Annotated in this window: 16 protein-coding genes; 3 read left to right on the top strand and 13 right to left on the bottom strand. The window is 46.0% G+C overall.

The features are described 5' to 3' along the window. Nucleotides 1-163: 163 nt before the first annotated feature. The 12 genes from treP to MKY01_RS13050 form a co-directional block, all read right to left on the bottom strand. On the bottom strand, nucleotides 164-2,182 hold the full coding sequence (treP, locus tag MKY01_RS13105) for a PTS system trehalose-specific EIIBC component (protein WP_339286544.1): 2,019 nt from the start codon (nucleotides 2,180-2,182) through the stop codon (nucleotides 164-166). Between the two features lie 28 nt (nucleotides 2,183-2,210). Next, on the bottom strand, nucleotides 2,211-3,932 hold the full coding sequence (treC, locus tag MKY01_RS13100; protein ID WP_339286541.1) for an alpha,alpha-phosphotrehalase: 1,722 nt from the start codon (nucleotides 3,930-3,932) through the stop codon (nucleotides 2,211-2,213). Nucleotides 3,933-4,228: 296 nt separating this feature from the next. Beyond that, nucleotides 4,229-5,584, bottom strand: a complete 1,356-nt coding sequence (gene dctA / locus MKY01_RS13095; RefSeq protein ID WP_339286539.1) for a C4-dicarboxylate transporter DctA — start codon at nucleotides 5,582-5,584, stop codon at nucleotides 4,229-4,231. A gap of 238 nt (nucleotides 5,585-5,822) precedes the next feature. After that, nucleotides 5,823-6,515, bottom strand: a complete 693-nt coding sequence (locus MKY01_RS13090; RefSeq protein WP_017688878.1) for a metal-dependent hydrolase — start codon at nucleotides 6,513-6,515, stop codon at nucleotides 5,823-5,825. A gap of 98 nt (nucleotides 6,516-6,613) precedes the next feature. Then, complete coding sequence (locus MKY01_RS13085) at nucleotides 6,614-8,305, bottom strand: alpha-glucosidase (RefSeq protein WP_339287154.1); 1,692 nt, start codon at nucleotides 8,303-8,305, stop codon at nucleotides 6,614-6,616. A 143-nt stretch (nucleotides 8,306-8,448) separates the two neighbouring features. Beyond that, the gene (locus MKY01_RS13080; RefSeq protein ID WP_339286537.1) at nucleotides 8,449-8,907 is read right to left on the bottom strand and encodes a VanZ family protein; all 459 of its coding nucleotides are present in this window, start codon (nucleotides 8,905-8,907) and stop codon (nucleotides 8,449-8,451) included. A 41-nt stretch (nucleotides 8,908-8,948) separates the two neighbouring features. Beyond that, entirely contained in the window at nucleotides 8,949-9,818 is an 870-nt protein-coding gene (locus MKY01_RS13075; protein ID WP_339286535.1) for an effector binding domain-containing protein, read from the bottom strand. A 266-nt stretch (nucleotides 9,819-10,084) separates the two neighbouring features. Beyond that, nucleotides 10,085-12,517 (bottom strand): glycogen/starch/alpha-glucan phosphorylase, encoded by a 2,433-nt coding sequence (locus tag MKY01_RS13070; RefSeq protein WP_036608763.1) that lies wholly within the window; start codon nucleotides 12,515-12,517, stop codon nucleotides 10,085-10,087. Between the two features lie 336 nt (nucleotides 12,518-12,853). Beyond that, the gene (gene glgD / locus MKY01_RS13065) at nucleotides 12,854-13,957 is read right to left on the bottom strand and encodes a glucose-1-phosphate adenylyltransferase subunit GlgD (RefSeq protein ID WP_036608765.1); all 1,104 of its coding nucleotides are present in this window, start codon (nucleotides 13,955-13,957) and stop codon (nucleotides 12,854-12,856) included. A 25-nt stretch (nucleotides 13,958-13,982) separates the two neighbouring features. After that, nucleotides 13,983-15,152 (bottom strand): glucose-1-phosphate adenylyltransferase, encoded by a 1,170-nt coding sequence (locus tag MKY01_RS13060; RefSeq protein WP_017688884.1) that lies wholly within the window; start codon nucleotides 15,150-15,152, stop codon nucleotides 13,983-13,985. A 519-nt stretch (nucleotides 15,153-15,671) separates the two neighbouring features. Further along, nucleotides 15,672-16,823 (bottom strand): iron-containing alcohol dehydrogenase, encoded by a 1,152-nt coding sequence (locus MKY01_RS13055; protein WP_036608771.1) that lies wholly within the window; start codon nucleotides 16,821-16,823, stop codon nucleotides 15,672-15,674. A 246-nt stretch (nucleotides 16,824-17,069) separates the two neighbouring features. Further along, nucleotides 17,070-18,764 (bottom strand): M3 family oligoendopeptidase, encoded by a 1,695-nt coding sequence (locus MKY01_RS13050; protein WP_076318693.1) that lies wholly within the window; start codon nucleotides 18,762-18,764, stop codon nucleotides 17,070-17,072. A 606-nt stretch (nucleotides 18,765-19,370) separates the two neighbouring features. On the opposite strand from MKY01_RS13050, the gene MKY01_RS13045 reads away from it, so the two are divergent. Then, nucleotides 19,371-20,126 (top strand): hypothetical protein, encoded by a 756-nt coding sequence (locus MKY01_RS13045; protein ID WP_282321692.1) that lies wholly within the window; start codon nucleotides 19,371-19,373, stop codon nucleotides 20,124-20,126. A gap of 117 nt (nucleotides 20,127-20,243) precedes the next feature. Next, nucleotides 20,244-20,456, top strand: coding sequence for a hypothetical protein (locus MKY01_RS13040; RefSeq protein ID WP_017688899.1), 213 nt, complete (start codon nucleotides 20,244-20,246; stop codon nucleotides 20,454-20,456). A 50-nt stretch (nucleotides 20,457-20,506) separates the two neighbouring features. On the opposite strand, the gene MKY01_RS13035 is transcribed toward MKY01_RS13040, so the two are convergent. Next, nucleotides 20,507-23,254 (bottom strand): PAS domain S-box protein, encoded by a 2,748-nt coding sequence (locus tag MKY01_RS13035; RefSeq protein ID WP_282321693.1) that lies wholly within the window; start codon nucleotides 23,252-23,254, stop codon nucleotides 20,507-20,509. Between the two features lie 210 nt (nucleotides 23,255-23,464). Between MKY01_RS13035 and MKY01_RS13030 the strand changes: the two genes are divergently transcribed. After that, complete coding sequence (locus tag MKY01_RS13030) at nucleotides 23,465-24,289, top strand: protein-glutamine gamma-glutamyltransferase (RefSeq protein WP_076327827.1); 825 nt, start codon at nucleotides 23,465-23,467, stop codon at nucleotides 24,287-24,289. Nucleotides 24,290-24,403 lie beyond the last annotated feature (114 nt).

Below are 24,403 nucleotides of genomic sequence, written 5' to 3'. Positions count from 1 at the left end.
TGCCTGAAGCTTGCTTTGTCAGAAGAACCTTTCCAACCACCATTATTTTAAAAATGTGATTCTTCCATTTTATATACAGTTTACCATGATCGTCATGAAAATAACGATCATACAGCAAAAAGGAGCTGCACATCACGCAGCCCCTTCTTGTTGTTGTATTCAATTAACCTTTCAGATGAACCTTCAACACACCATTATGATTAGATGTAACATCACCTGTCGTGACTTCCACCCGTTCAACCATATCCTGACCATCTGGAATGATAATCGGTGTAATCAGTGGGTATCCCGCATCTTCAATCACCTTACGATCAAACTCCAACAGCTTTTGTCCAGCTTTTACATGTTCGCCAGCTTCGACATGCATGTTGAAGCCTTCACCCTTGAGGGATACTGTATTAATCCCGACATGGATCAGAACTTGTAATCCACTCGCGTGTTCAAGAATCACCGCATGTTTACTTTTGATCACATGAGCTACCTGAGCATCAAACGGGGCAACAACAACGTTGCCGGAAGGTTCAATTGCTACACCCTCACCCATCTGTTTCTCAGCAAAAGCCGGATCTGGTACTTGCTCCAGTGACACGGCCTGGCCTGTTAAAGGCGCCATGATTTCCAGTGTATTCACGGCTTCGTCTCCTACTTGAGCTGCACTGCGTGTGCGCTGGTTTGGATCTGTTTTTGCAGTTGAAGAGGTAACACCCGAAGCAGACTGCGATGTAGCCGCTTTAGGCTCAGCAACGGTTTCATTGCTTGCACTACGATCTTCTTTTCTCAGTTTGGCTCTGCCAAAAAGGACGGTCAGTACAAACGGTACAACCAAGACAATCGCCATGCCGATGAAGAAAACGCCCCATTTGTCAGGGAAAATCGACAGGAATCCAGGTACACCACCTACACCAATGGAGGTTGCCTGAACATTATTCATCGTCAGCAGCACACCACCAATCGCGGAACCGATCATACCAAAGATAAACGGATAACGGTAACGGATATTCACTCCGAAGATCGCCGGCTCAGTTACCCCGAGGAAGGCCGATACCGAAGACGTTGCCGCAAGTCCTCTCATTTTCTTTTCACGCAGGACAAGCATCATCGCAAGTGCCGCCGAGCCTTGTGCGATATTGGACAATGCCAGCATTGGCCACAGGAACGTACCGCCTTGACTACCAATGAGCTGAACATCCACCGCGAGGAACGTGTGATGCATACCGGTGATAACAAGCAAAGCGTACAGACCACCGTAGATCAGACCACCCAGCGCCGCGTATGAATCGTATACATAGATCAAGCCGGAAGTAATTGCATTTGCAATGGCAAATGTAACTGGTCCAATGATCGTGAAGGCCAGGAATCCGGTAATCAGCAAGGTAACTGGTGCAACGACCAGCAGTTTAATTGAATCATGTACCCTTTTGTTCAGGAAAATCTCCATCTTTGCAAGCAGATAGGCCGATACCAGTACCGGCAGGACCTGCCCTTGATAACCGATCTTCTCAATCTCCCAACCGAACAGATTCCATGTTGGCACCGTGCCATTATTCACGGCATCAGCGTAACCATATGCACTCAGCAGATCGGGATGTACCAGAATGAGACCAAGCACGATCCCGAGCAGCGGACTGCCGCCGAACCTTTTTACAGCTGCCCAACCAATTAGAGCCGGCAGGAACGTAAAGGCTGTACTTGCGATCGTATTAATAATGGACGCAAGATCCTTCCAGGCTGGATAAACATCCACTAATGATTTTCCATCAAAGAAAATGCCTGGACCTGTCAGAATATTGTTAATCCCGAGCAAAAGACCTGCCGTAATGATTGCAGGCAAGATTGGAATGAAAATATCCGAGAGTGTTTTGATTGCTCGCTGGATTGGATTTTGCTTTTTACCAGCAACCGCCTTCACATCATCCTTGGAAGAACGATCTCCCCCGGTAATCTGAATCATCTCATCATAGACTTTATCCACCAGACCAGGCCCAATAACGACCTGGAATTGTCCTTGGGAAGAGAACTGTCCTTTGACCAGATCATTCTGATCCAGACTTTCAGTATCCACTTTACTCTCATCGTACAAGGCAAAACGGAGTCGTGTAACACAGTGTGTAGCAGCTTCAATATTCTCTTTGCCACCGACAGCCCGGACGATCTCCTCAACCTGTTTTTTATCGATTGCCATAGTGTCACTTCCTATTTATAAAATGTGATTAGTCCTGTTGTGGCACAAGCCACATATAGGATGCATACGGACTGAGAGAGATTTCCTGCGTCAGCACAGGGGCTGCCTCCGTATTTCCTATGAGTAACTCTGCTGATTTGCCTGCAATGTGATCATTCCAGACCGCTTCCGGAAGCGAGAACGTGACGTCTCGTTTACTGAAGTTGGATACAACAATCAGGGTTTCATTTCCATTGGTCCGTGCGTACGCGAATACATCCGGATGTGCATCGTCCAATCGTTCATACAGACCGTCGATCAGCACGTTAACCTGTTTACGTAGGGCAATCAATTTGCGGTAGTGGTAGTAGATCGAATCTGGATCAGCCAGCTGCTGTTCCACGTGAATGGAAGGATACCGCTCATCCACCTTCAGCCAAGGTGTTCCGGTAGTAAATCCGGCGTTCTTACTTCCATTCCACTGCATCGGTGTCCGAGAGTTGTCCCGGGAACGCTCTTTTACAATGTTGAATGCTTCTTCAGCGGATTTGCCTCGTTCTTCCTGAAGCAAACGGTACATATTCGTTGATTCGATATCGCGGAACTCGCTAACGTCATTCCAGACCGGATTCGGCATGCCGATCTCTTCTCCCTGGTAGACGTAAGGCGTACCTTGCATGCCGTGTATCGTTGTTGCAAGCATCTTCGCACTCTCGGCACGATATTCACCATCATCGGCGAATCTGGACAGTGCCCGAGGCTGATCATGGTTATTAAGGAACAGCGCGTTCCAACCTCCACCGGCCTGCATGCCAGTTTGCCACTCACTGAAGAGCTGCTTCATCGCTTCGAAATCATACGGCATCAGTTCCCACTTCTGACCATTCGGATAATCTACTTTCAGGTGATGGAAGTTAAACGTCATCGAAAACTCCCGGGAAGCCGGGTTCGAATATTGGATACAATGTTCCAGTGTTGTGGAGGACATCTCCCCTACAGTCACCATGTTGTGAGGCCCGAATACTTCATCATACATCTCGGTGATGTACTCATGCACACGTGGTCCATCCGTGTAATATTTGCGTCCATCACCCGGTGACACGTTGCCATCATCATCAGGGAAACGCTGGTCTTTGGAGATCAGGTTGATCACGTCCATACGGAAACCATCCACACCTTTTTCGGCCCAGAACTTGATCATATCCCGTACAGCTTTGCGTACTTCTTCATTCTCCCAATTGAGATCTGCCTGCGTTTTATCAAATAAAGTCAGGAAATATTGTCCCGTCTGTTCATCGAACTGCCAAGCAGGCCCACCGAACTTGGATTGCCAGTTGTTTGGCACACCGCCATCCGGAGCAGGATCTTTCCAAATATAATAATCCCGATACGGATTATCCTTGGAAGAACGGGATTGCTGGAACCACTCATGATCGGTCGAGGAGTGATTCACCACGATATCAATCATCAGTTTCATATCACGAGCCTTCAGACCTTCCAGCAGTTCGTCAAAATCCTCCATCGTCCCATAATCCGGATTAATCCGATAATAGTCCGCTACGTCATACCCATTATCATGCTGCGGAGATATATATACCGGCTGCAACCACACAATATCGATACCCAGATGTTGCAAATAATCAAGCTTCTCGGTTAATCCACGAATATCTCCAGTACCCGATCCGGTTGTATCATTAAAACTCTTCGGATATACCTGATACACCGTTGATGTCTTCCACCAAGATGACGGAGTTGTGTTATTAGAACTCATGTTAACGCCTCCAATAAATTGTAATGCTCTTATGTGATGTTCTCGGCTAACTTCATATCTATATTACATAAGTAAACATGTATATACAAGTTGAAACTATAATATGTATATTCTCCGCCTCTTCTACACATTCCCCATAAATCTTTCCTCTGTAACATTTATTTTGGAACCTGCGTTCGTGAACCCAATGATATCTGTATTGGGACAACAAGAAACCGTCTGTTCTCCCCACCATTGGTGCGGGCAACAGACGGTCTAATTTGGTTGAACTTGGTTGAATTTTTCAAAAACGCCTCTTACGACATCTCCGGTGAAACTACGGTTATCCCTTGTTTTTCCTGCATATTCAACTTCAATAGAGATAGTGCATCTTGCTCTTCCCTTTCCAGTTCAGCAGCACTGATCTCACCAGAGAGTACGGCACGCATTCGCTTTTGATCCAGCAGACCTTCCCATTTTGCCACCACAAATGCTGCGACACAGTTGCCCATCAGGTTGGTGAATACACGCATTGTATCCATGAATCGATCTGCACCAAGCAGCAGAGCAACCGCTGCTACCGGAAAAGCATTGACAGCCACTGCCGTTGCGGACAGGGCCAAGAATGCGGAGCCAGGTACTCCTGCCATGCCTTTGGAACTTAACATCAACACCAGCAAAATCGTAATTTGCTGCATCAATGTCAGTTCAATCCCTACGGCCTGAGCAACAAAAACCGTGGCCAAGGATAAGTAGATCGAAGCGCCATCCAGATTAAACGAGTACCCCGTTGGCACCACAAGACCCACAACAGCACGATCACAACCCGCCTTGGTTAGTTTGTCCATCATGCGTGGCATCACCACTTCTGATGATCCGGTTCCAATCGCCAGCATCACTTCAGAACGGGTATATTTCACAAATTGCAGGAAATTTAGCCCGGTAATCCACCAGGCAGCCAATGCCAACATGACCAAAAACAGCAGTGCTGCGCCGTAACAGGCCAGAATCAGCAGACCAAAGGACGACAATGTGGATGCCCCATAGGCACCTACCGTGTAAGCCATGGCTCCAAATGCACCAATTGGTGCGAGTTTCATGATATAACCGATGATACGAAACACAATGCCGAGCAAGTTCTCAATCAGCGTCAGTACATTCTCTTTTGCCTTACTCTCCGTTGCTGCCAGGGCAACCCCGAACAGGCAGGCCACGAGCAGTACTTGCAGAAGCGCATTTTGTGCAAAGGCATCTACAACACTTGTCGGAATAACATTCATGATAAAGTCTACCGTATGCGGTAACTCGGAACCATTGGTTTTTGCTTCAATGCCGCTTGCATCTATGGTTGAAGGGTCCACGTTCATTCCGGCACCGGGGCGAAGCAGATTGGCTGTTCCCAATCCAAGTACCAGCGCCACTGTAGTTGCAATCTCGAACCACACGATGGCTTTCAGTCCGATGCGACCTACCGACTTCAGATCACCGATCTTGGCAATACCTGTCACAATCACCATGAAAATCAGTGGTGCGATGATCATCTTGATCAATTTGATGAAACCTGTTCCGAGCGGTTGCAGCAGGCTACCCAGATCCGGCCACAGGATGCCTACGCCAATCCCGATGATTACCGCTACAATAATTTGAAAAAATAATGATTTCATAAATGACATGAACGCTCCCCCTGTTTGCGGTCAATTCGGATTTCCGTTTGGTTTCCGTGTAACTTTTTATATCATTCTAAAAGGGAGTTCAACAATGGAATTTCAATGTTTTTGTCATTTGTACCAACTCTATCGGTGAAAATTGAACCTGGAACCGAAAAAAGACGAATATCGCGTCAGTTATCTTGACGTGATATTCGTCTTTATCCATAAATCCATTTATTATTGAACAGGGGTTAAATGTGCATCACAGGGTAATCGATTCTCCCGGGGCCAGCACACGTCCTTCCAACCCTTTTGCAGCCAGCTGCTGCACAAAGTGTTCCGCATCCTGACGAATTACCGGGAACGTATCATAATGGACCGGAATCGTCAGTTTGGCATTAAACCATTCGGCCGCTTGCAGCGCATCCTCAGGTCCCATGGTGAAGTGTCCACCAATCGGCAAGAAAGCTACATCAATATCATGACGATCACCGATCATTTTCATATCCCCGAAGAGACTTGTGTCTCCGGCATGCAAAATCGTTTTACCACCAATATTAATGATATATCCAGCAGGCAAACCTGCATACATGATCCGTTGTTCTTCTTCGAGCACAATTCCGGAAGTGTGGAACGCCTGAATCATTTTAGCTTGAGCAAAATCAAGATCTACCGTTCCGCCCATGTTCATGCCGAGTGTATCCAGACCCTTCCAAGACATATATGTAGCCAATTCCACAATAGCCACAACTTTGGCGTTATTTGCTTTGGCAATAGGCTCAGCATCGAGGATATGATCCATATGTGCATGTGTCAGCAACACAACATCGGTCTTAATATCTTCAGGCTTTGTGACGGCAAGCTCGTTGCCACGCAGGAAGGGATCAATGATCAGAGACTTTTCTTCTGTGCCCAGCTGTACACTGGAGTGACCGTGGAACGTAATATTCAACAACTTGGATTCCTCCCGACATATGTTTTGATTATTTTGAAAACCACTATTTATTATAAATCATAGCTCTTCACCAACGCAAAATTACGCTAGCCTCCGTGTCAACGTTGCTTACGGTACACCCTTGCTTCATACGGCTGAAGCTGAATGGCACCTTCATCGGTAGAATAACGTCTGCTCACATTGCTGATGATCAGCTTGGCATGCTCGGAAGTCCAACCTTCCGGCCAGTGCATCTCAGGCTCATGCCCACGGAAATTCAGAATGACCAGCATCTGCTCATCATCCAGTGTTCGGGTATAGGTATAGATATCCGGATCATCCGGCAACAGCAGTTCATACGCGCCATAGATAAGCACTTTATGTTGTTTGCGAAGGGCAATTAACTTACGGTAATAATGCAAAATGGATTGCGGATCACTTTCGGCATCAGCCACATTAATCTCAGGATAATTATCATTCACCTGAATCCACGGCTGACCCTGGGTAAAACCTGCATGTTCCGTCTCATCCCATTGCATCGGCGTGCGGGCATTATCGCGACTCTTCAGCCAGATCGCCTGCATGACTTCATGCTTCGACTTACCTTGACCAATGTAATGATTGTAATAATTTTTGGTCTCGATGTCCCGGTATTGTTCGATATTCGGGAAAGCCACATTGGTCATGCCGATCTCTTCTCCTTGATAGATGTAGGGGGTCCCTTCGAGTGTAAGCATCCATGTCGCCAGCATCTGAGCAGAACGCACCCGATATTTACCGTCATCACCAAAACGGGAAACCGGACGTGGCTGATCATGGTTGCCCATATAATTGGCGTTCCAGCCTCTACCATGCAAAACCGTTTGCCAACGGCTCATGATTTCTTTGAGATCGGTCAATTTCCATTCCTTATAGTTCCATTTACCAATTCCGGAGGATTTGGCATCGATAAACATATGCTCAAACTGGAATACCATATTAAGCTCATCACGATCCGTCCCCACATAAGCCAAGGCCTGCTCAGGTCCAAGTCCTGAAGTCTCGCCAACTGTCATGGGTCCGTAGGGTTTCAGGATCATGTTATTCAGTTTCTTCAGGATGGAGTGTACCTGTTCCAGGTTGGAAAAGAGCTGATACGCTGGAACCACCGGCAGATTATCCGGATTGTGGGCACTTGGCAGACCCTCTGCCTTGGCGATATGCGCTACTGCATCGAAACGGAATCCGTCGACCCCTTTTTCCAGCCACCAATGCACCATCTCATACATCTCTTCTGCCATCTGTGCATTGTTCCAGTTGAGATCCGGTTGCTGTTCGGAATACAGATGCAGATAATATTCATTTGTCTCGGGATCATGCTTCCACACCGAACCCCCAAAATAGGACTCCCAATTATTCGGCACCTGCCCATTTTTGCCTGAACGCCAAATATAATAATCCCGCTTCGGATTCATCTTTGATGAACGCGATTCGGCAAACCACGCATGTTCATCTGACGTATGATTCAGCACCAGGTCCATCATGATCTTGAGACCACGCTTGTGGGCCTCTGCCAATAATCGATCAAAATCCTCCATCGTGCCATACTTGCGTAAAATGCCGTAATAATCCCGGATATCATATCCGTTATCATGTCCTGGTGAATCGTAAATGGGACAGAGCCAGATCACATCTACGCCCAAATTCTCCAAATAATCGAGCTTCTCATAGATCCCCTGCAAGTCGCCATATCCATCTCCGTCCGAATCTTTAAAGCTGCTCGGGTAAATCTGGTATACCACGCTCTCTTTCCACCAAACGATATCGCCCACCTCGCTCTCATCATTGTTCAATATATAATCTCTGCTCACGATATAAATAAGCCGTTAATATGTTTTATCCGAAATGATTCCCTTGTAAACATTTGAAAGGTATCTTATGCAAAAAGACCCGGTCATGGACCGCGATCTGCGGTTCAATTCCGAGTCCTTTTTTGTGAACATAAGACTAACTTAAATCCGGTGTAACCTATCCAGGCACCGATCGTGTTCAGAATGATATCATCCACATCAAACGAACCTACACGTGTAATCAATTGTGTGACCTCAACACCCAGTAGAAGTAAAACAACTGTCGATGTAAAGGTCAGAAATGTGCGGCACCTCCGAAACAACCATGGGATCCAGATACCCAGCGGAATGAACAATACGATATTGCCAAACAGGTTTTTGACCCAGGTATCTGTATTGTACCTCTCCCTCTCCATAAGAAGTGGACGAATCGTCTCGAAGGGTACGAAATTATATTGATAATACATGCTTGGTGTTCGTCCACTGACAAACAGTAAAATGCCCATAATCAGTATATAGAGCGCTGCCATGCAAGCAACAATGGTCAGCATCCACTTGGAGTGGAGCCACGACTTTTCGCTCATCCATCCGTCCTCCGACCTTGAATTCCGCGAAGCGGTAAGGTCTATTTTAACGGGATATAGATCTTCATGTCCAGTTGTTCAGGGGTCGATTTCCAGACATCCGTCACTTCAAAGTCAGGCCCTTCCCTCCGCTCATAGTTCGACTGCGGCAGCCAGCTGCCATAGATCATTTTCCGAATATCCTGCCCTGAGCCTTCCACGGTGAATTCTGCATACAAGCCGCCCGGAATTTCAATCGAAGCAAAACCGGGTTCAAGTACCTGTGATGCTCCACTGCTTTCTTCACCCACAATAAAAGAAAATGCTCCATCCTCTTCAAAATGACAGGCCACACCATAAGCCATATCAGGGCGTGTCCTCTCGGGGATCGCCATGAATTTCTGTTCCATGCCAAAATCGTGATAAAATCCGGGTATTTCAGCATAATGCTGATTGTCATTCAGGTTGGTCTTATATTCATAGCCGACAATCCAGTTCGGTTCCCGTGTGACCAGACGGGGTGTGTTCATGTGGAAAGTTCCATCAAGCCGAGTTCGATAATCGTTAAAATCAATGCTCTGTTGCATCTTCAGAAGAGACAACTGATCCACTTCCAGCTTACGCAGCTTCGCCGGTGTCATTCCAAAGCAGGCTGAAAATGCACGGGTAAATGCCTCTTGAGATTGATAGCCAAAGCTCATCGCAATGTCCAGTATGCCTTCCGATGTGCCCCGCAGCATCCCTACAGCTTCCGTTAATCTGCGTCTGCGCACGTACTCCAGTACCGTGAATCCCGTGATCGCCTGAAATAAACGCTGAAAATGAAACGCCGAAAAGCTCGCAGCAGCGGACGTCTCTCTGATATTAAAATCATCTTGCAAATGCTGCTCCAAATACTCAATAGCAAGCTGAATTCGTGTGTAATGATCCATAGTGACGGCTCCCCTATCTAATTCAAAATATCAAACGATTTCTTATGTAGTATGACTGAGATCCAGATCTTTTTTTTGATTTTGTGTGCGAACTTGTATGATGAAAAAAGCGTGAGTTTCGCTTATCTTCAAGTTGAATGACACTATGATACACACTGTATGCCAAAATCCCCTTGTTCTACAAGGAGATACTCTCTACGCTGGTTGATTTACCAACAGAGATAACTCTTGTGAACAAGGGGACTTGTTTGTTTAACAATCTATGCTTAACCTTTCCAGTTCCCGGACACGGGATGAATACCCCAGATATCTGTCGCATACTCACTAATGGTACGATCACTGGAGAATATGCCGGAATGTGCCGTGTTTAATATCGCTTTCCGAGTCCAGCCCGGAATATCCCGATACGCCTGGTCAATCGCAGCATGCGCGTCGGCATAAGCAGCAAAATCACGCAATACAAAGTATTCGTCACCATGGGCCAGTAAGGAGTCATAAATATCCCAGAACTCCCCGTCACGATAACAGAATGCACCTGGATGCACCAGTTGCTCCACGACCTCGCGAATGCGTTCATCGTGCTGCACGATCTCATTCGGACGATAGCTGCCGGAACGATAATACTCAAGTACTTCGTCTGCACGCAGACCATAGATGAACATATTTTCTTCCCCAACCTGCTCCGCCATCTCCACGTTGGCTCCATCCATCGTGCCAATCGTTAAAGCCCCGTTCATCATAAATTTCATGTTGCCCGTACCGGAAGCTTCCTTACCTGCGGTTGAGATCTGTTCACTAACATCCGCAGCGGGAATGATCTTCTCTGCAAGAGAGACGGAATAATTTTCGAGGAAAAATACCTTCAAGCGGTCATTCACGGCCGCATCCCGATTCACCGTGTCAGCCACGTTGTTGATCAACTTGATAATTTTCTTGGCAAAATAATAACTCGGCGCTGCCTTGGCACCAAAGATGAATGTACGTGGTACCATATCAAACGAAGCATCATTCTTAAGCCGGTTATACAGATGCATAACATGCAGAATGTTCAACAGTTGACGTTTGTACCCGTGTAGTCTCTTCACCTGTACATCAAAGATGGAATCCGGATTCACTGCTGTCCCGGTATGATCCAGAATATACGCAGCAAGCCGCTCTTTGTTATCCCGCTTAATTGAACGGAACTGCTCCTGGAATGATGTATTATCCGCAAAACCAGCCAACTGGTCCAGCTTGCCCGGCTCTGTTATCCATTCGTTACCGATTGTATCCGTGATGAGATCCGACAGTTTCGGATTGGCATGCATCAACCAGCGGCGATGGGTGATACCATTGGTTTTGTTATTGAAACGCTCTGGATACAGTTCGTAGAACGGAGCCATCTCGCGCTCTTTCAAAATCTCGGTGTGCAGAGCAGCAACACCATTCACGCTATGACTGCCTACAATCGCCAAATGCGCCATCCGTACCTGATCGTTTGCAACAATAGCCAGATGCCCTATGCGATCCTGATCTCCCGGATACCGGTCCAGCAGCATGCCACAGAAGCGTTTGTTGATCTCTTCAATGATCATGTAGATTCGTGGCAGCAGCCTGCTGATCATGGATACAGGCCACTTCTCAAGCGCCTCACTAAGCGTTGTATGATTGGTATACGATACAGTACGGGTTGTGATATCCCATGCTTCATCCCAGCCGTAACCCTTCACATCAATCAGGATGCGCATCAGTTCTGGAATAACCAAGGTTGGATGCGTGTCATTAATGTGGAAGGCCACTTTATCAGGCAAACGATCATACGGTAGCTCCAGCTTGTTGAACGTACGCAAGGCGCTCTGTACACCTGCTGAGCACATGAAGTATTGCTGCTTCAATCGCAGCAACTTTCCTTCGTACTGGGAATCATCGGGATACAGGAATTCCGAGATTGATTCAACCGATCGGCTATAATCCAGATAACCGTAATAGTTCGAAGGGGTGTCGAGTGAAGTCTCGCGCTTTGGCTCGGCACTCCATAGACGCAATGTATTCACATGGGTTTGACCATAACCGATGACAGGCACGTCATAGGGTATGGCGACAACCGATTCGGCATCTTTTGTAACAAACTGATATTCTCCATCCTGCTCATGAGCTTCTACTCGGCCCCAGAACTGTACTTCCACCTTTTTGTCTGGACGGCGGACTTCCCATTCATTGCCCTTATCCAGCCAGTTATCGGGTAACTCTACCTGATTACCATTGATGATTTTTTGCTCAAACAACCCGTATTTATATCGAATCCCGCAACCATGTCCTGCATATCGTAGTGATGCGAGTGAATCCAGGAAACAGGCAGCCAGTCGTCCCAGACCTCCGTTACCGAGTCCTGCATCCGCCTCTTGTTCTTCTATCTCTTCCAAGGAGAAGCCCAGCTCAGCTAAACTGTCACGCACCAATTCCAATTCATTCACATTCAACAGATTGTTGCCGAGCAGACGTCCAATCAGGAATTCCAGCGAGAAGTAATAGACCTGTTTATCCTGGCGCTGCTTGAACCCCTGATTCGACGCTGCCCAATCCTGGCCTGCATATTCACGAATCATGCTTCCCAGTACATGGTACACGTCTTCCTGTGTTGCTTCTTCAATCGGTTTGCCCAATTTGCTGACCAGATTCCGTGTAAATATACTCTTGAACGTTTCCTTGTTGTCAAACAAAAGTAGGTTCCTCCCGGGGAAATCCTGCAGGATGGTGGCGGTTCATACACTCAGTTGCTCAACATTGTGCAAAGTGGCCGTTACGGTTACGAATCGTTCTTATGATCGCTGTTACCCCTGTATTTTCTTGAATTTATTATTTAGATGTGAAAATACAGTGATAAAGGCGAGCGCTTCGCTTCTTCAGAATCGATTTCGTTCCCTTCACTACGTTTGCATGTTGGTGAGACCTTTCGCAGATGCAATTCATGCGTCGAATGTGTATGAACCTTAAATCCATCCTACAGGATTTTTATTTTATATATATTTATAGAAGATATCGGTTACGTGGGGGCATTAGATAATAGTACTTTTCGCTAAAATGTATGGATTCGACGGGTCGCCGATCAGCGTCTGTCCTCCGGTCAGCTTCACGTCTTTATCGAGAATGACGTTCTCAAGTACCGTCCCCTCACCAATGTAACATTTCTGCATGATGATGGAACCTTTTATTTTGGCACCCTTGGCCACCTGTACCCCACGGAACAAAATGCTGTCCTCCACCTCTCCACCAACAATGCAGCCATTCGCGAGAAGTGAATGTTTAACATCGGCGGTATCCAGGTATTTGGCAGGCGCTTCGTATTTAATTTTGGTCTGGATCGGATCTTCCTTGAAAAGTTGTTCATATTGCCCTGTGTTCAGCAGATCCATACTGTTGCGATAATAACTGTCAATGGAATTGATGACTGCGTGATAGCCATCATATGCATACGCAGCGATATTCAATCCATCCGGATTTTTTTGAATCACATCCCGGAAGAAATGGCTCTCGCCATGATCGATGCAACGTTGCACCTGACGCAAGAACAATTCTTTTTCCATGATGAAAATTTCTGTATATATATTCGGGTGATTAGCGCTTTGGTGAATGTCCACCACGTTACCGTCCCCGTCATGTTCAACTTTGACACAGGCGTCATGCTCAGGCAGCAGCTGATCTACTTTTTTGCAGACCAGTGTAACGTCCGCTCCTTTACTGATGTGATACCTGTAGACATCCTGGAGGTCTGCTTTGGTCACATGGCGACTGCCCGCATGCACAACATATTGTCCTGCCCCTCTGTGGAAAAAGTCCAAATTGTTATGGAAATGCTGCAAATCCCCTTGTGATGTATCTGTTGGATCGTTCCAGTCTGGTGGCAAAATAAACATGCCACCATGCTTGCGATCCAAATCCCAAGGTTTACCGTCACCAAGATGGTCCATCAACGAGCGATATTTTCGCCGTACAAATACACCAATACTCTCAATTCCGGCATTCATCATATTGGATAGAACAAAATCGATTAGACGGTAACGCCCGGCATAAGGCACCGCGGCTCCGCAGCGGAAATACGTCAATTCCTTCAATTCTTCAAGTTCATGGTCAAGGTTAATAACTCCGATCAATTGTTTCATCGCATGCACCGTCCTTTGACTTCAATTAGGCCTTGCTGGTTATTCCTTGGCGAAGCTGACGTTCCAGTTCTTCCTGATCCACGAGCAATATATCACTCTCATCTCCCGGTGCAGGCGAAATCTGTGTTCCATCAGGAATAACCAATCCTTCTGCGATAATAGCTCGGTAAATGCGCACATTTTGCCCGATTTTCACTCTTGGCATGATGACCGAATCGATAACAGCACTGTTCTCGCCAACTTCAATTCCATAGAACAGAACAGAATGATTGACCTCACCATGCACTACAGTACCTTCACTAATAATACAATTCCGCACCTTTCCCGAAGGTGAGATATATTGTGCAGGTTGGTTTGGATTACGTGTGAAAATACGCCAGTCCGGATCATTCAGATTAAACGGTGTGTCTTCGTCCAAAAGGTCCATATTGGATTCCCACAGACTGCGAATGGTACCAACGTCTTTCCAATAACCTTCAAATGGATACGCATATAAGGATTTTTCATTTTCAAGCAATAAAGGAATAATATCCTTACCAAAATCATAGGAGGTGGATGCCTGTTGTTCATCCTGGATCAGGAAACGTTTCAGTACATCCCACTTGAAGAGATAGATACCCATGGAAGCCAGTGTGCTCTTGGGCTCAGGAGGTTTTTCTTCAAATTCATAGATGCTATAGTCATCGTTGGTGTTCAGCACTCCGAACCGGCTGGCTTCTTCCAATGAGACATCAATGACCGATATGGTGCAATCCGCATCTTTTTCTTTGTGATACTGGAGCATTTTTTCGTAGTCCATCTTATAGATATGATCCCCTGACAGAATGAGCACATGCTCAGGATCGAATTGTTCAATAAAGTTCAGGTTCCGGAAGATCGCATCCGCTGTACCCCGGTACCAGTTGCTACCGTCTTCACGTTCATGTGGAGGAAGTACATATACCCCGCCGTTTTTCCGATCCAGATCCCAGTCACTGCCAATGCCAATATAGGAATGTAAGACAAGTGGTTCATATTGGGTCAATACACCCACTGTATCAATACCAGAATTAGAGCAGTTACTCAGCGGGAAATCAATGATTCGGTACGTGCCCCCAAAATATACAGCTGGCTTAGCCAGTGATTTGGTCAATCCTTTTAACCTCTTACCTTGCCCTCCGGCAAGTAGCATCGCTACAACTTCTTTTTTCGCCATCATTACAGCCTCCTCCACGTGCATTCGTTCTGATTCATTTCAGAGCCCATAATCGATATTCTGTTGTGTGGACACTGTTGTCTTGATTAGGAGCTTGCTGTACAGATGTGTAACCGGTGAATCTTTGTTGCAGTTGAACTTCTTGGATTGTAAATCCTGAAATAGAGATGATGCTGGTGTAGAATTGCTTGACTGTCTTACAGAGGTGAATGTTAGATGCAGAACTTAAGGTGTAGCTCGTGAACAATGAAATAGTCTACTCCTATTTAACATTAAACACGAAACGGACTGGGGAATCTTACTGGAAAACATCGACATCAAGTTGCGGGTAAGATTACCCTTTCTCTTGCCGCTGTTATTCATATTGTATTCGATAATAGAGAAGCAAAATCCTTTAGTTTTTGTGCAAACATTAAGTGGAAAAATAAGTAAAAAGAATGAGTTCACATGACAAAAAAGCCGACTTTCGATCCCGGCTCATTTTGTCTGTTATTTTGGTGTATCCGTTCCTGAAACAGTCTATATAATTTTGCGAAACAGCTCCATCACCTCATCCTTGGACGGTTGATAGGGATTGCCTGGTGCACAGGCATCTTTCATCGCGTTATCGGCAAGCAGTTCCACATCGGGATCTTTTACACCCAATTCAGACAGTTTCTCAGGAATGCCGACTTCCTTCGATAGCTGACGTATGGCCTCAATGACGTAATCGGAACACTCCTCATCACTTCTACCCTTCACATCCATACCAATTGCCTTAGCAATATGACGGAATTTGCCGGGTACATGCTTGGCGTTCAACTCTTCCACATAGGGGAGTAACATTGCGTTACAGACACCATGCGGCAGATCATATACGCCACCCAGTTGATGCGCCATCGCATGGACATAACCCAAGCCCGCATTATTAAAAGCAATCCCGCCAAGGAAACACGCATACGTCATATGTTCCCGCGCTTCCAGATCACTGCCGTCTCTCACAGCTCTTGGCAAGTATTCAAAGATCAGTTCAACAGCTGCTGCAGCTGTCGCACTTGTCACTGTAAATCCACCGGGTGTAACCATCGCTTCTACGGCATGTGTCAACGCATCCATTCCTGTGGCCGCTGTGAGACTTGCAGGTTTGCTGAGCATCAGCTCAGGATCATTAACCGACAGGGAGACCAGACTGTTGCGGTCCACCATCACCATCTTCACTTTACGTTCCTCATCTGTAATCACGTAGTTAATTGTCACCTCACTCGATGTGCCAGCCGTTGTGTTAACCGCCACAAGTGGCACGGACTTATGTTTTGATTGATGAAATCCTTCATATTCGCGGATATGCCCACCGTTCGTAGCTACAATACCAATGCCTTTGGCAGCATCCTGCGGTGAACCTCCGCCTATTGATATAATGGCGTCACAGCCATGATCCTGGAATACTTGAAGTCCATCATGTACATTCTGACATGTTGGATTAGGCTGAACCTCATCATATACTACATAGTCTAACCCTGATTTTCTTAGTATAGACAGTACCTGTTCAGCAACACCTGAAGTAATCAATTGACGATCACTTACAACCAGCGCTTTGCGGATACCCATCTGTTCAATCATCTGACCTGCTTCCTGTAAACATCCTCTACCCATCAAGTTCACGGGCGGAACATAATATGCATGTGTTGCCATTTGAACCAGCCTCCTGTAACCCCTGATTTACTATCTTCATTGTAACTGAATCCGTTTTCAGATATAGTGAAATAAATCACAATGAATCCGATAAATGTTACACTTGAGGTTGATTTTTCCACGTAATGAAAAAGACGACCCAGACACCCGAAGGTCTCCAAGCCGTCTTACTTATCTATCTTAAAGCTTTTTCCACTACCTATACCTTACCGAAGGTACTTACACTAAAAGCATCCTGACGAAGGCTTACAGCGCCTTATCGTTCACGCCGTCAAGCCATGCCTCAATCTCACCAATTACGGAGGATACACAGCCATCCTCGAATGGAGAGTTCAATCCAGCCAGTTCAACCAATCCAGTGAAGGACAGGCTTCCTCCCGCTTTGCACAATGTCAGATAGTCGGCCCATGCGGACTTCATGTCCTCATTGCTGCGTTTCCAGAACTGGAATGCACAGATTTGTGCTAACGTATAGTCAATGTAATAGAATGGCGATGAGAAAATGTGACCCTGTTTATGCCAGAAACCACCTTGCTCCAAATACGCATTATCTTTGTAATTGATGTGTGGCAGATAGGTCTTCTCAATGTTGCGCCAAGCCTGCTTGCGCTCCGTTGGAGTTGCATCCGGGTTCGCATACACAAAATGCTGGAATTCATCCACAGCTACACCATACGGAATGAACAACAGACCGGAAGACAGGTGATCAAACTTGTACTTGTCCGTATCTTCCTTGAAGAACAACTGCATCCACGGCCATGTGAAGAACTCCATACTCATGGAATGAATCTCAGCCGATTCATATGTCGGCCAGTTGTATTCAGGCACTGCAAAATCACGGCTCTCATACACCTGGAAAGCATGACCTGCTTCATGTGTCAATACATCAATATCACCGGAGGTACCGTTGAAGTTGGAGAAGATAAACGGCACTTTGTAATCGTTCAGGAACGTACAATATCCGCCGCCCTGTTTACCTTTTTTGCTTACCAGATCCATAAGCTCGTTTTCGGTCATCATCTGGAAAAATGCATCCGTCTCTGGTGATAATTCAGCGTACATTTTTTTACCATTATCGATAATCCAGTCCGCGTCACCCTTAGGTGTCGGGTTACCCGTTTTGAAGCTGAAGCCCTGATCGTAATAATACAACGTATCCACATCGATCCGATTACGCTGACGCTCTCTGAGCTTGGTCGCCACAGGTACAATGTAATCACGAACTTGCGCCCGGAAGTTGGCAACCATCTCGGCGTTGTAATCCGTGCGGTTCATGCGATCATAGCCGAGTTCGACATAGCTTGGATAACCCAGTTTCTTCGCGATCTGTGTACGTACTTTAACCAGTTCATCGTAAATGCGATCGAATTCAGCTTCATGTTCAGCCATGAACGTGTATCTGGCTTCCGAAGCACGCTCCCGCATGGAGCGATCCGTGGACAGTTCAAATGGATGAAGCTGTGGCAACGTGCGCTCTTCACCTTCGAACGGAATTTTGGCCGATGCGATCAATTGATTGTATTCTGTGGAAAGTTTGTTCTCCTTCTGAAGTTCTTCAATAATTTCCGGGCTGAATGTTTTCAGTGAAAGATCCGCCAGTTGGAACAGCTGTGAACCCCATTTTTGTTCCAACTCGTTGCGGAATTTGGAGTTAACCAATGCACGGTAAAAATCCGTAATGTATTCCTGCACAATTGGTGCATTCTCATCCAGAAATTCGTTCTCCGCCTTGTAAAACTCATCATTGGTATCAATGGAATGACGGATGTAGACCAATTGGGCTTGTGTCTCAAAATCACTGCGCAGCGCGTTAATCTGATCCATGAACCCACTCTGTTCTTCAACCGTTGCCGCAGCTTCAAAACCGCTCAACAGCTCGCGGAAAGATGTCTTGATGTGTTCCAGATTCGGACGTGTATACGTATACTCACTAAATTTCATTTATGTACACCCTTTCCTGTTTGGCTGAATTTCGGGAGTATCCCGAGTTAAACTACCCCCTATTATACAAAAGAGCAGCTAAAAAATCCCATAATTACGAAAAATATTTGTCCATCGGTCAAATTGTGCAACATGAATGGTTACAAATATTACTTACTTATGTAAGGTCAGTGCCTCAAAATTTTTCCCCACACAAATAAGCCCGCCTCGCGTTAGCGAAGCCAGCTTATAGGTTGTCTCTCTTCTTTTCACATTTAAACAATACTAGCTTTGGTCTTTATCCATAATCTGATAGAACCAGCCCATTCCGACCATGCCCACGACCATAATAACGGCCATAATAATGATATATGTCATGAATGTAACCTCCCTGCTTCCGTATATTCATCACACTACTACTAGTGTACACGGTGAAGCGCCGTTTGAATTGACCGAACATTGACAAAAATACGAAATCTTTAATTTTAATAAATGGATTATTTCCCCGATCACATTAAATCATACGTACCTCGCTGCACGGTGCAAAGTTTCATCCGCCATACTTACGGTGTATACTATACTTCTATGAAATGGAATTTGGATTTTTACGCAGAAAGGTTGAAAGACATGTCAACTCGCATTCCCTTACGTCAGCTATTTCTTACTGTTTTATTAGCCCTTATGTTATCTGTTTTGACCGCCTGTGCTGATGGAGAAGCCCATCTAACGGTAAATATGGATGGATCAACGGATCTGGATCTCAATCTCAACGTAAAGAACTCCGCTCTTGGAAAAATTGGACAAGACAATCTCATGCCTCTGATCGCAGATGCATTGAATCGAAATAACTTCCAGGCAGAGGTTTCGGAACAGGGAGATCAGAAGCAGCTCACAGCGACCACCCATTATGAAAAAAGCAATAAAACCAGCTTTGATACGTCCAAGTTACCACAAGGGATCAAGGTTGAACAAACAACTTCCCCCGGCTTCTTCACTTCCAAGATGCACATTACAGCAGAAGCCGATCTCATGGAGTCCATGCCCGATGGTGAGATCAAAAATCAAATTAACAAGGTGCCTAGCTTTCTTAAAAACCTCTTGTTAAAAGATGTTAACTTTGACTTCAAGTTGTCTTTGCCCATCAAGGCAGCCGATTCCAATGCCGATCAAGTAGAGGATGGCGGAAAAACGCTCATTTGGCACGTTTCACCCCTCCAGATGAATAAACTGGATCTGACTGTACAGGTTCCCAATATCCGCAATATCATCATAATCGCAGTCATTGGCCTATTATTTATCGCTGCTCTGCTCATTTGGTTTTTTGTTCGTCGCAGACGGGCCAGACAGCGCCATAATGCAAGATCACATCGCGGAAAAAATTAATTCTTCACACCAATTTTATTTGTGACTTGCCAAACGGTGTTATGGATAGTAGAATACATCCGTACTGTGTGAACGGTTAATTTTTTATTAAGCAAAGCTAAAGAGGTGACAGGTTTCATGAATATCCGCGAATGCCCACTACCTGGTATCGGAGTTAAGTACCAGTTTGATACAAAGGGCGGCCATCAGTTAGTCATTATTGTGCATGAGGACGGACGCCGTGAATTATTCTCCGTTGATCCACAAGACAACGAAGAACTCACTCTGATTGCAGATTTGGAAGATGACGAATGCGTGACTCTCTCCGGTTTAATCGGAGGCTGGTCGTAAATGACAGAATAACCTGTACCTTGAATTTCAAGGTGCAGGTTATTTTTCCGTTACGTCACCCTTTGAGAGCGAATATATGGAACCCATGTATTCAATACGCGGCTAATCTCCGTGGAATGAAACGGTTTGCTGATAAAGTCCTGCATCCCGCATTTCAGACACTCCTCACGGTCACCGGCGCCTGCAAAAGCTGTAATCGCTGCAATAACCGGTATGTCTGGGTGGCTCTGTCTGATGTGGCAGGTCGCTTCAATCCCATCCATAACTGGCATTTGAATATCCATAAACACCAGGTCATATTGAACCTTGTTCAATAAGTCGACGGCCTGTTCACCATTCTCAACGATATCACATACTCCGCCAAACTTGCGCAACATCTCCTCCAACAGATGACTGTTGACCGCTTGATCCTCAGCAATCAAAATTTTGATGTCATGGGCAAGACTCGCTCGATCCAATTGCAGTTCATCATTCGTGGTGACTTCAATCGGGTCATTACTTTCCTCCAACCACCGCTCCACTACGAGGGTGAACTGGAATTCTGCCCCCTCACCGATCTCACTCTGTACGCCAATCGCTCCGCCCATTAACTCCACCAGTTTTTTGCTGATCGCAAGCCCCAGACCTGTCCCGCCAAACTTACGATTGATGGCCGGATCAAGCTGTGAGAAGGATTGGAACAACTGATGCTGCTTTTCTATTGGAATGCCAATGCCCGTATCTCTTACCTTAAAGGTCAACATCAGGTTATCCTGACCATGCTCATCTGAGAAATCAGCACCTACGCTCACCATAATACGGCCCTGCTCTGTGAATTTAACGGCATTACCCACCAGATTAATCAAAATCTGCCGGATTCGTGTCTCATCCCCTCGAATGCGTTCAGGAATATGGTCCGACACTTCACAATAGAGTTCAATATTTTTCTCCGAGGCCTTCAGTGCAAACAGCTCAATCACCCCACCCAGCATCGCCTTAATATCAACAGGTGCGCGCTCAAGATCCATTTTGCCTGCTTCGATTTTGCTGAAATCCAAAATTTCGTTCAAAATGTACAAAAGGGATTCACCGCTATCAATCATGATTTCCGCAAAACCTTTCTGTTCATCATCCAGTTCGGTTTCCATTAACAGATGGGCCATGCCCATGATGCCGTTTAATGGCGTACGAAGCTCATGACTCATGATGGCGAGAAACTCGGACTTGGCCCGGTCTGCATGCTCTGCTGCTTCCTTGGCACGTATGATGTCCTTAACAGATGTCATATCACGGAAAACCAACACTGCTCCGCGGGTTCTACCCTGATCCATAATCGGCTTCAATTGGAACTCCGCCAGGAAACTGGACCCATCCTGTCTCCAGAATACGGATTCGGTACGTGGCAGACCTCGTCCCTCACGAACAGCCTGTAGAATTGGTGTATCCTTGGATGGGTAGGGGATGCCTTCGCTCTGCATTTGGATCATCATCTGCTCTAATGGTCTGCCATTCAATTCACTTGGACAGAAGTTCATGATCTCCGCAGCGGCCGGATTGGCAAAGTTCAGATTCCCTTCCAGGTCCAGTCCAATAACACCTTCAGACATGCCATTCAAAATCAATGCCCGTTCATAACTAAGATTCTCGATTTCCTCGACGTAACGTTTGGACTCAGTAATGTCACTCGTAATCCCGTAGATCCCAACAACTTTGTCCTCAAGTATAATAGGAACATTAATCACATTTGTTTCAATCCGCTGCCCATTTTTGTGAATTAAACCTATCTCGTAGCTCTGTGCATTGCCTTTCACCGTTTCCTCAAAATGATATCGAGTCTTCTCCAGATCCACAGGATCAATGAGGTGATCAAAAGGCCGACTCAGCAGCTCCTCCTTGGTGTGTCCTGTCAACTGTTCCTGACCCATATTGGCTTTCAGCAGATTGCCTTCCAGATCAAGAGAAGCCACACCTAGGGGATTACAGTCAAATAACGATCTGTACTCCTGCATGCTTAACTGTTGTTGCTGGCTGGCTGTGATATCGCGGGTTACGGCGACCATCTCCATTAATTCACCTGAATCGTCATATACATAGTGCGTAATCGTATCTGCCCATACCGTAGATCCATCCTTATGTAACAGACGATAATTGAGCCGTTTGGGAGCCAGACCCTTTCTCTGCTCTTCTACGTACGCTTCAACCAAAGGCACATCCTCCGGATAGATAACAAATGTTCCCGGCTTACCTATAACTTCTTCCAACTCATAGCCCAACATGGTTTTACATGCATTCGATACATATTTAAATGTACGACTTGAATCGGCATCATGTATTGCAATCAGGTCTAGTGAAGACTCCGCCAGCAGGCGAGAGATGCGACTGCTCTCTTCCAATTGCTTACGTTGCACAATGAGGATTTCCTCTGCATCTTTTTGTTTCGTAATGTCAGCAGCCTGTACCAACAGATACAATGGCTCACCATTTGTTTCATCCCTAACAATGCAAGCTCTAATGGTTGCCCATAATAACGAACCGTCCTTTCGTTTCAGACGAACCTCCGTCTCGTACATCGGACTTGTTTCATGAGTCATTTCCCAGAACTTGCTGCGGAATTCCTCCATATGCAGATCTTCTTCGTAGATCATATGTATGACCGAAGTATCGATCAGTTCATCTTCACTGTATGCAAGCATCTCGCAAAATGCAGGATTAAGCTGCAACCACCGTCCATTTACATGCGATGCGACAGCAATGCCGATTGGTGCGTGCGTATACAATTGTTCGAACAGAGATCGGCTCTCTGTAATGGATTTCGACATTACATGTCCTCCTTTATGAGAATCTGAATGTATTCCGTATGAATAGATAGACCTGAACATAACTTCATCTATAGAGTACTACCCCAAATGCCATGATTGATAAACGAGATCGGGCAAAATCCCTGCATGAATCGACATATACTACACAATACCCGTGCTCTCCCGATTATACAATGTTGAATATTCGAATAGGAACGGAGGTTATGGATCATGATCATTGTTGCTAATCAACCCGTCCAGCTGAACCGCTCGGAATGGTCTGATTTTGAATGGTATTGGTTACAGCAACTCCAGAATCGTCCAACGAGGTATGTGTACCAATCCATGGATCATCTTCGATTTGAATGGGACTTGAGGGGCTCTCTCGTGGAGGCCGCGGAAGGACTGGATCGAAGCGGTGTGAGTTTTGCATCCTTTGAAAAATCCAGATGTAATCCTGCCTACTGGAATCGTAATGCGGAAGGTGGGTTTGAGCTAAGATCAAACGTGACCCCCGCCGATGGCATCCGGGATATCTGGAGGAATGGACACTTATATGCTTTTGAATGTGCAACAGCTACCGTTATTGTGCTGTACGGTGGCGTGCTGGGAAGCATTCGCGAAGACGCCTTTAATTCCCTGTTTCGCAATCTGTTACTCTTTGACTGGCATTATGACAGTGACCTGCGATTGACCGAAAAAAACGGTAGTGAGACCGCCCTGCCGGGAGATGTGCTGTATTTCAAAAATCCGGATGTTTCTCCGGAAACCCCCGAGTGGCAGGGAGAGAATACTTTCATGCTGCGCGAGAACTTGTATTATGGTCATGGCATTGGTATTGCAAGTGGCGAAGAGATTATACGTACCCTGAATCAGTTCCGCGTTCCAGGTAGCCGAGTCTCCGCCTACTTAATGGATATGGTGATCTATCCGGACTTCTTTTATTTATCCCGATTCGCCAAAAACAGCCAGAATAATATTGCCGCTGGTTCTACGCCCGTATTACCCGGACAGTTATATGTACGACTTGGTGGCAGCCGTTATTTACGCAGCTGAACTACTGAAACGGAAACGGATTTTGCATTAAATTGCGAACAATACCTCAATCCAAGTGATGACAAACAAGCCCAATACAGTAGCAGTTAACCTGCCACCTCATTGGGCTTTTTT

Source organism: Paenibacillus sp. FSL R5-0486 (genome assembly GCF_037975155.1).
GTDB classification, from domain to species: Bacteria; Bacillota; Bacilli; order Paenibacillales; family Paenibacillaceae; genus Paenibacillus; species Paenibacillus amylolyticus.
This window is presented reverse-complemented; position numbering and strand designations above follow the sequence as displayed.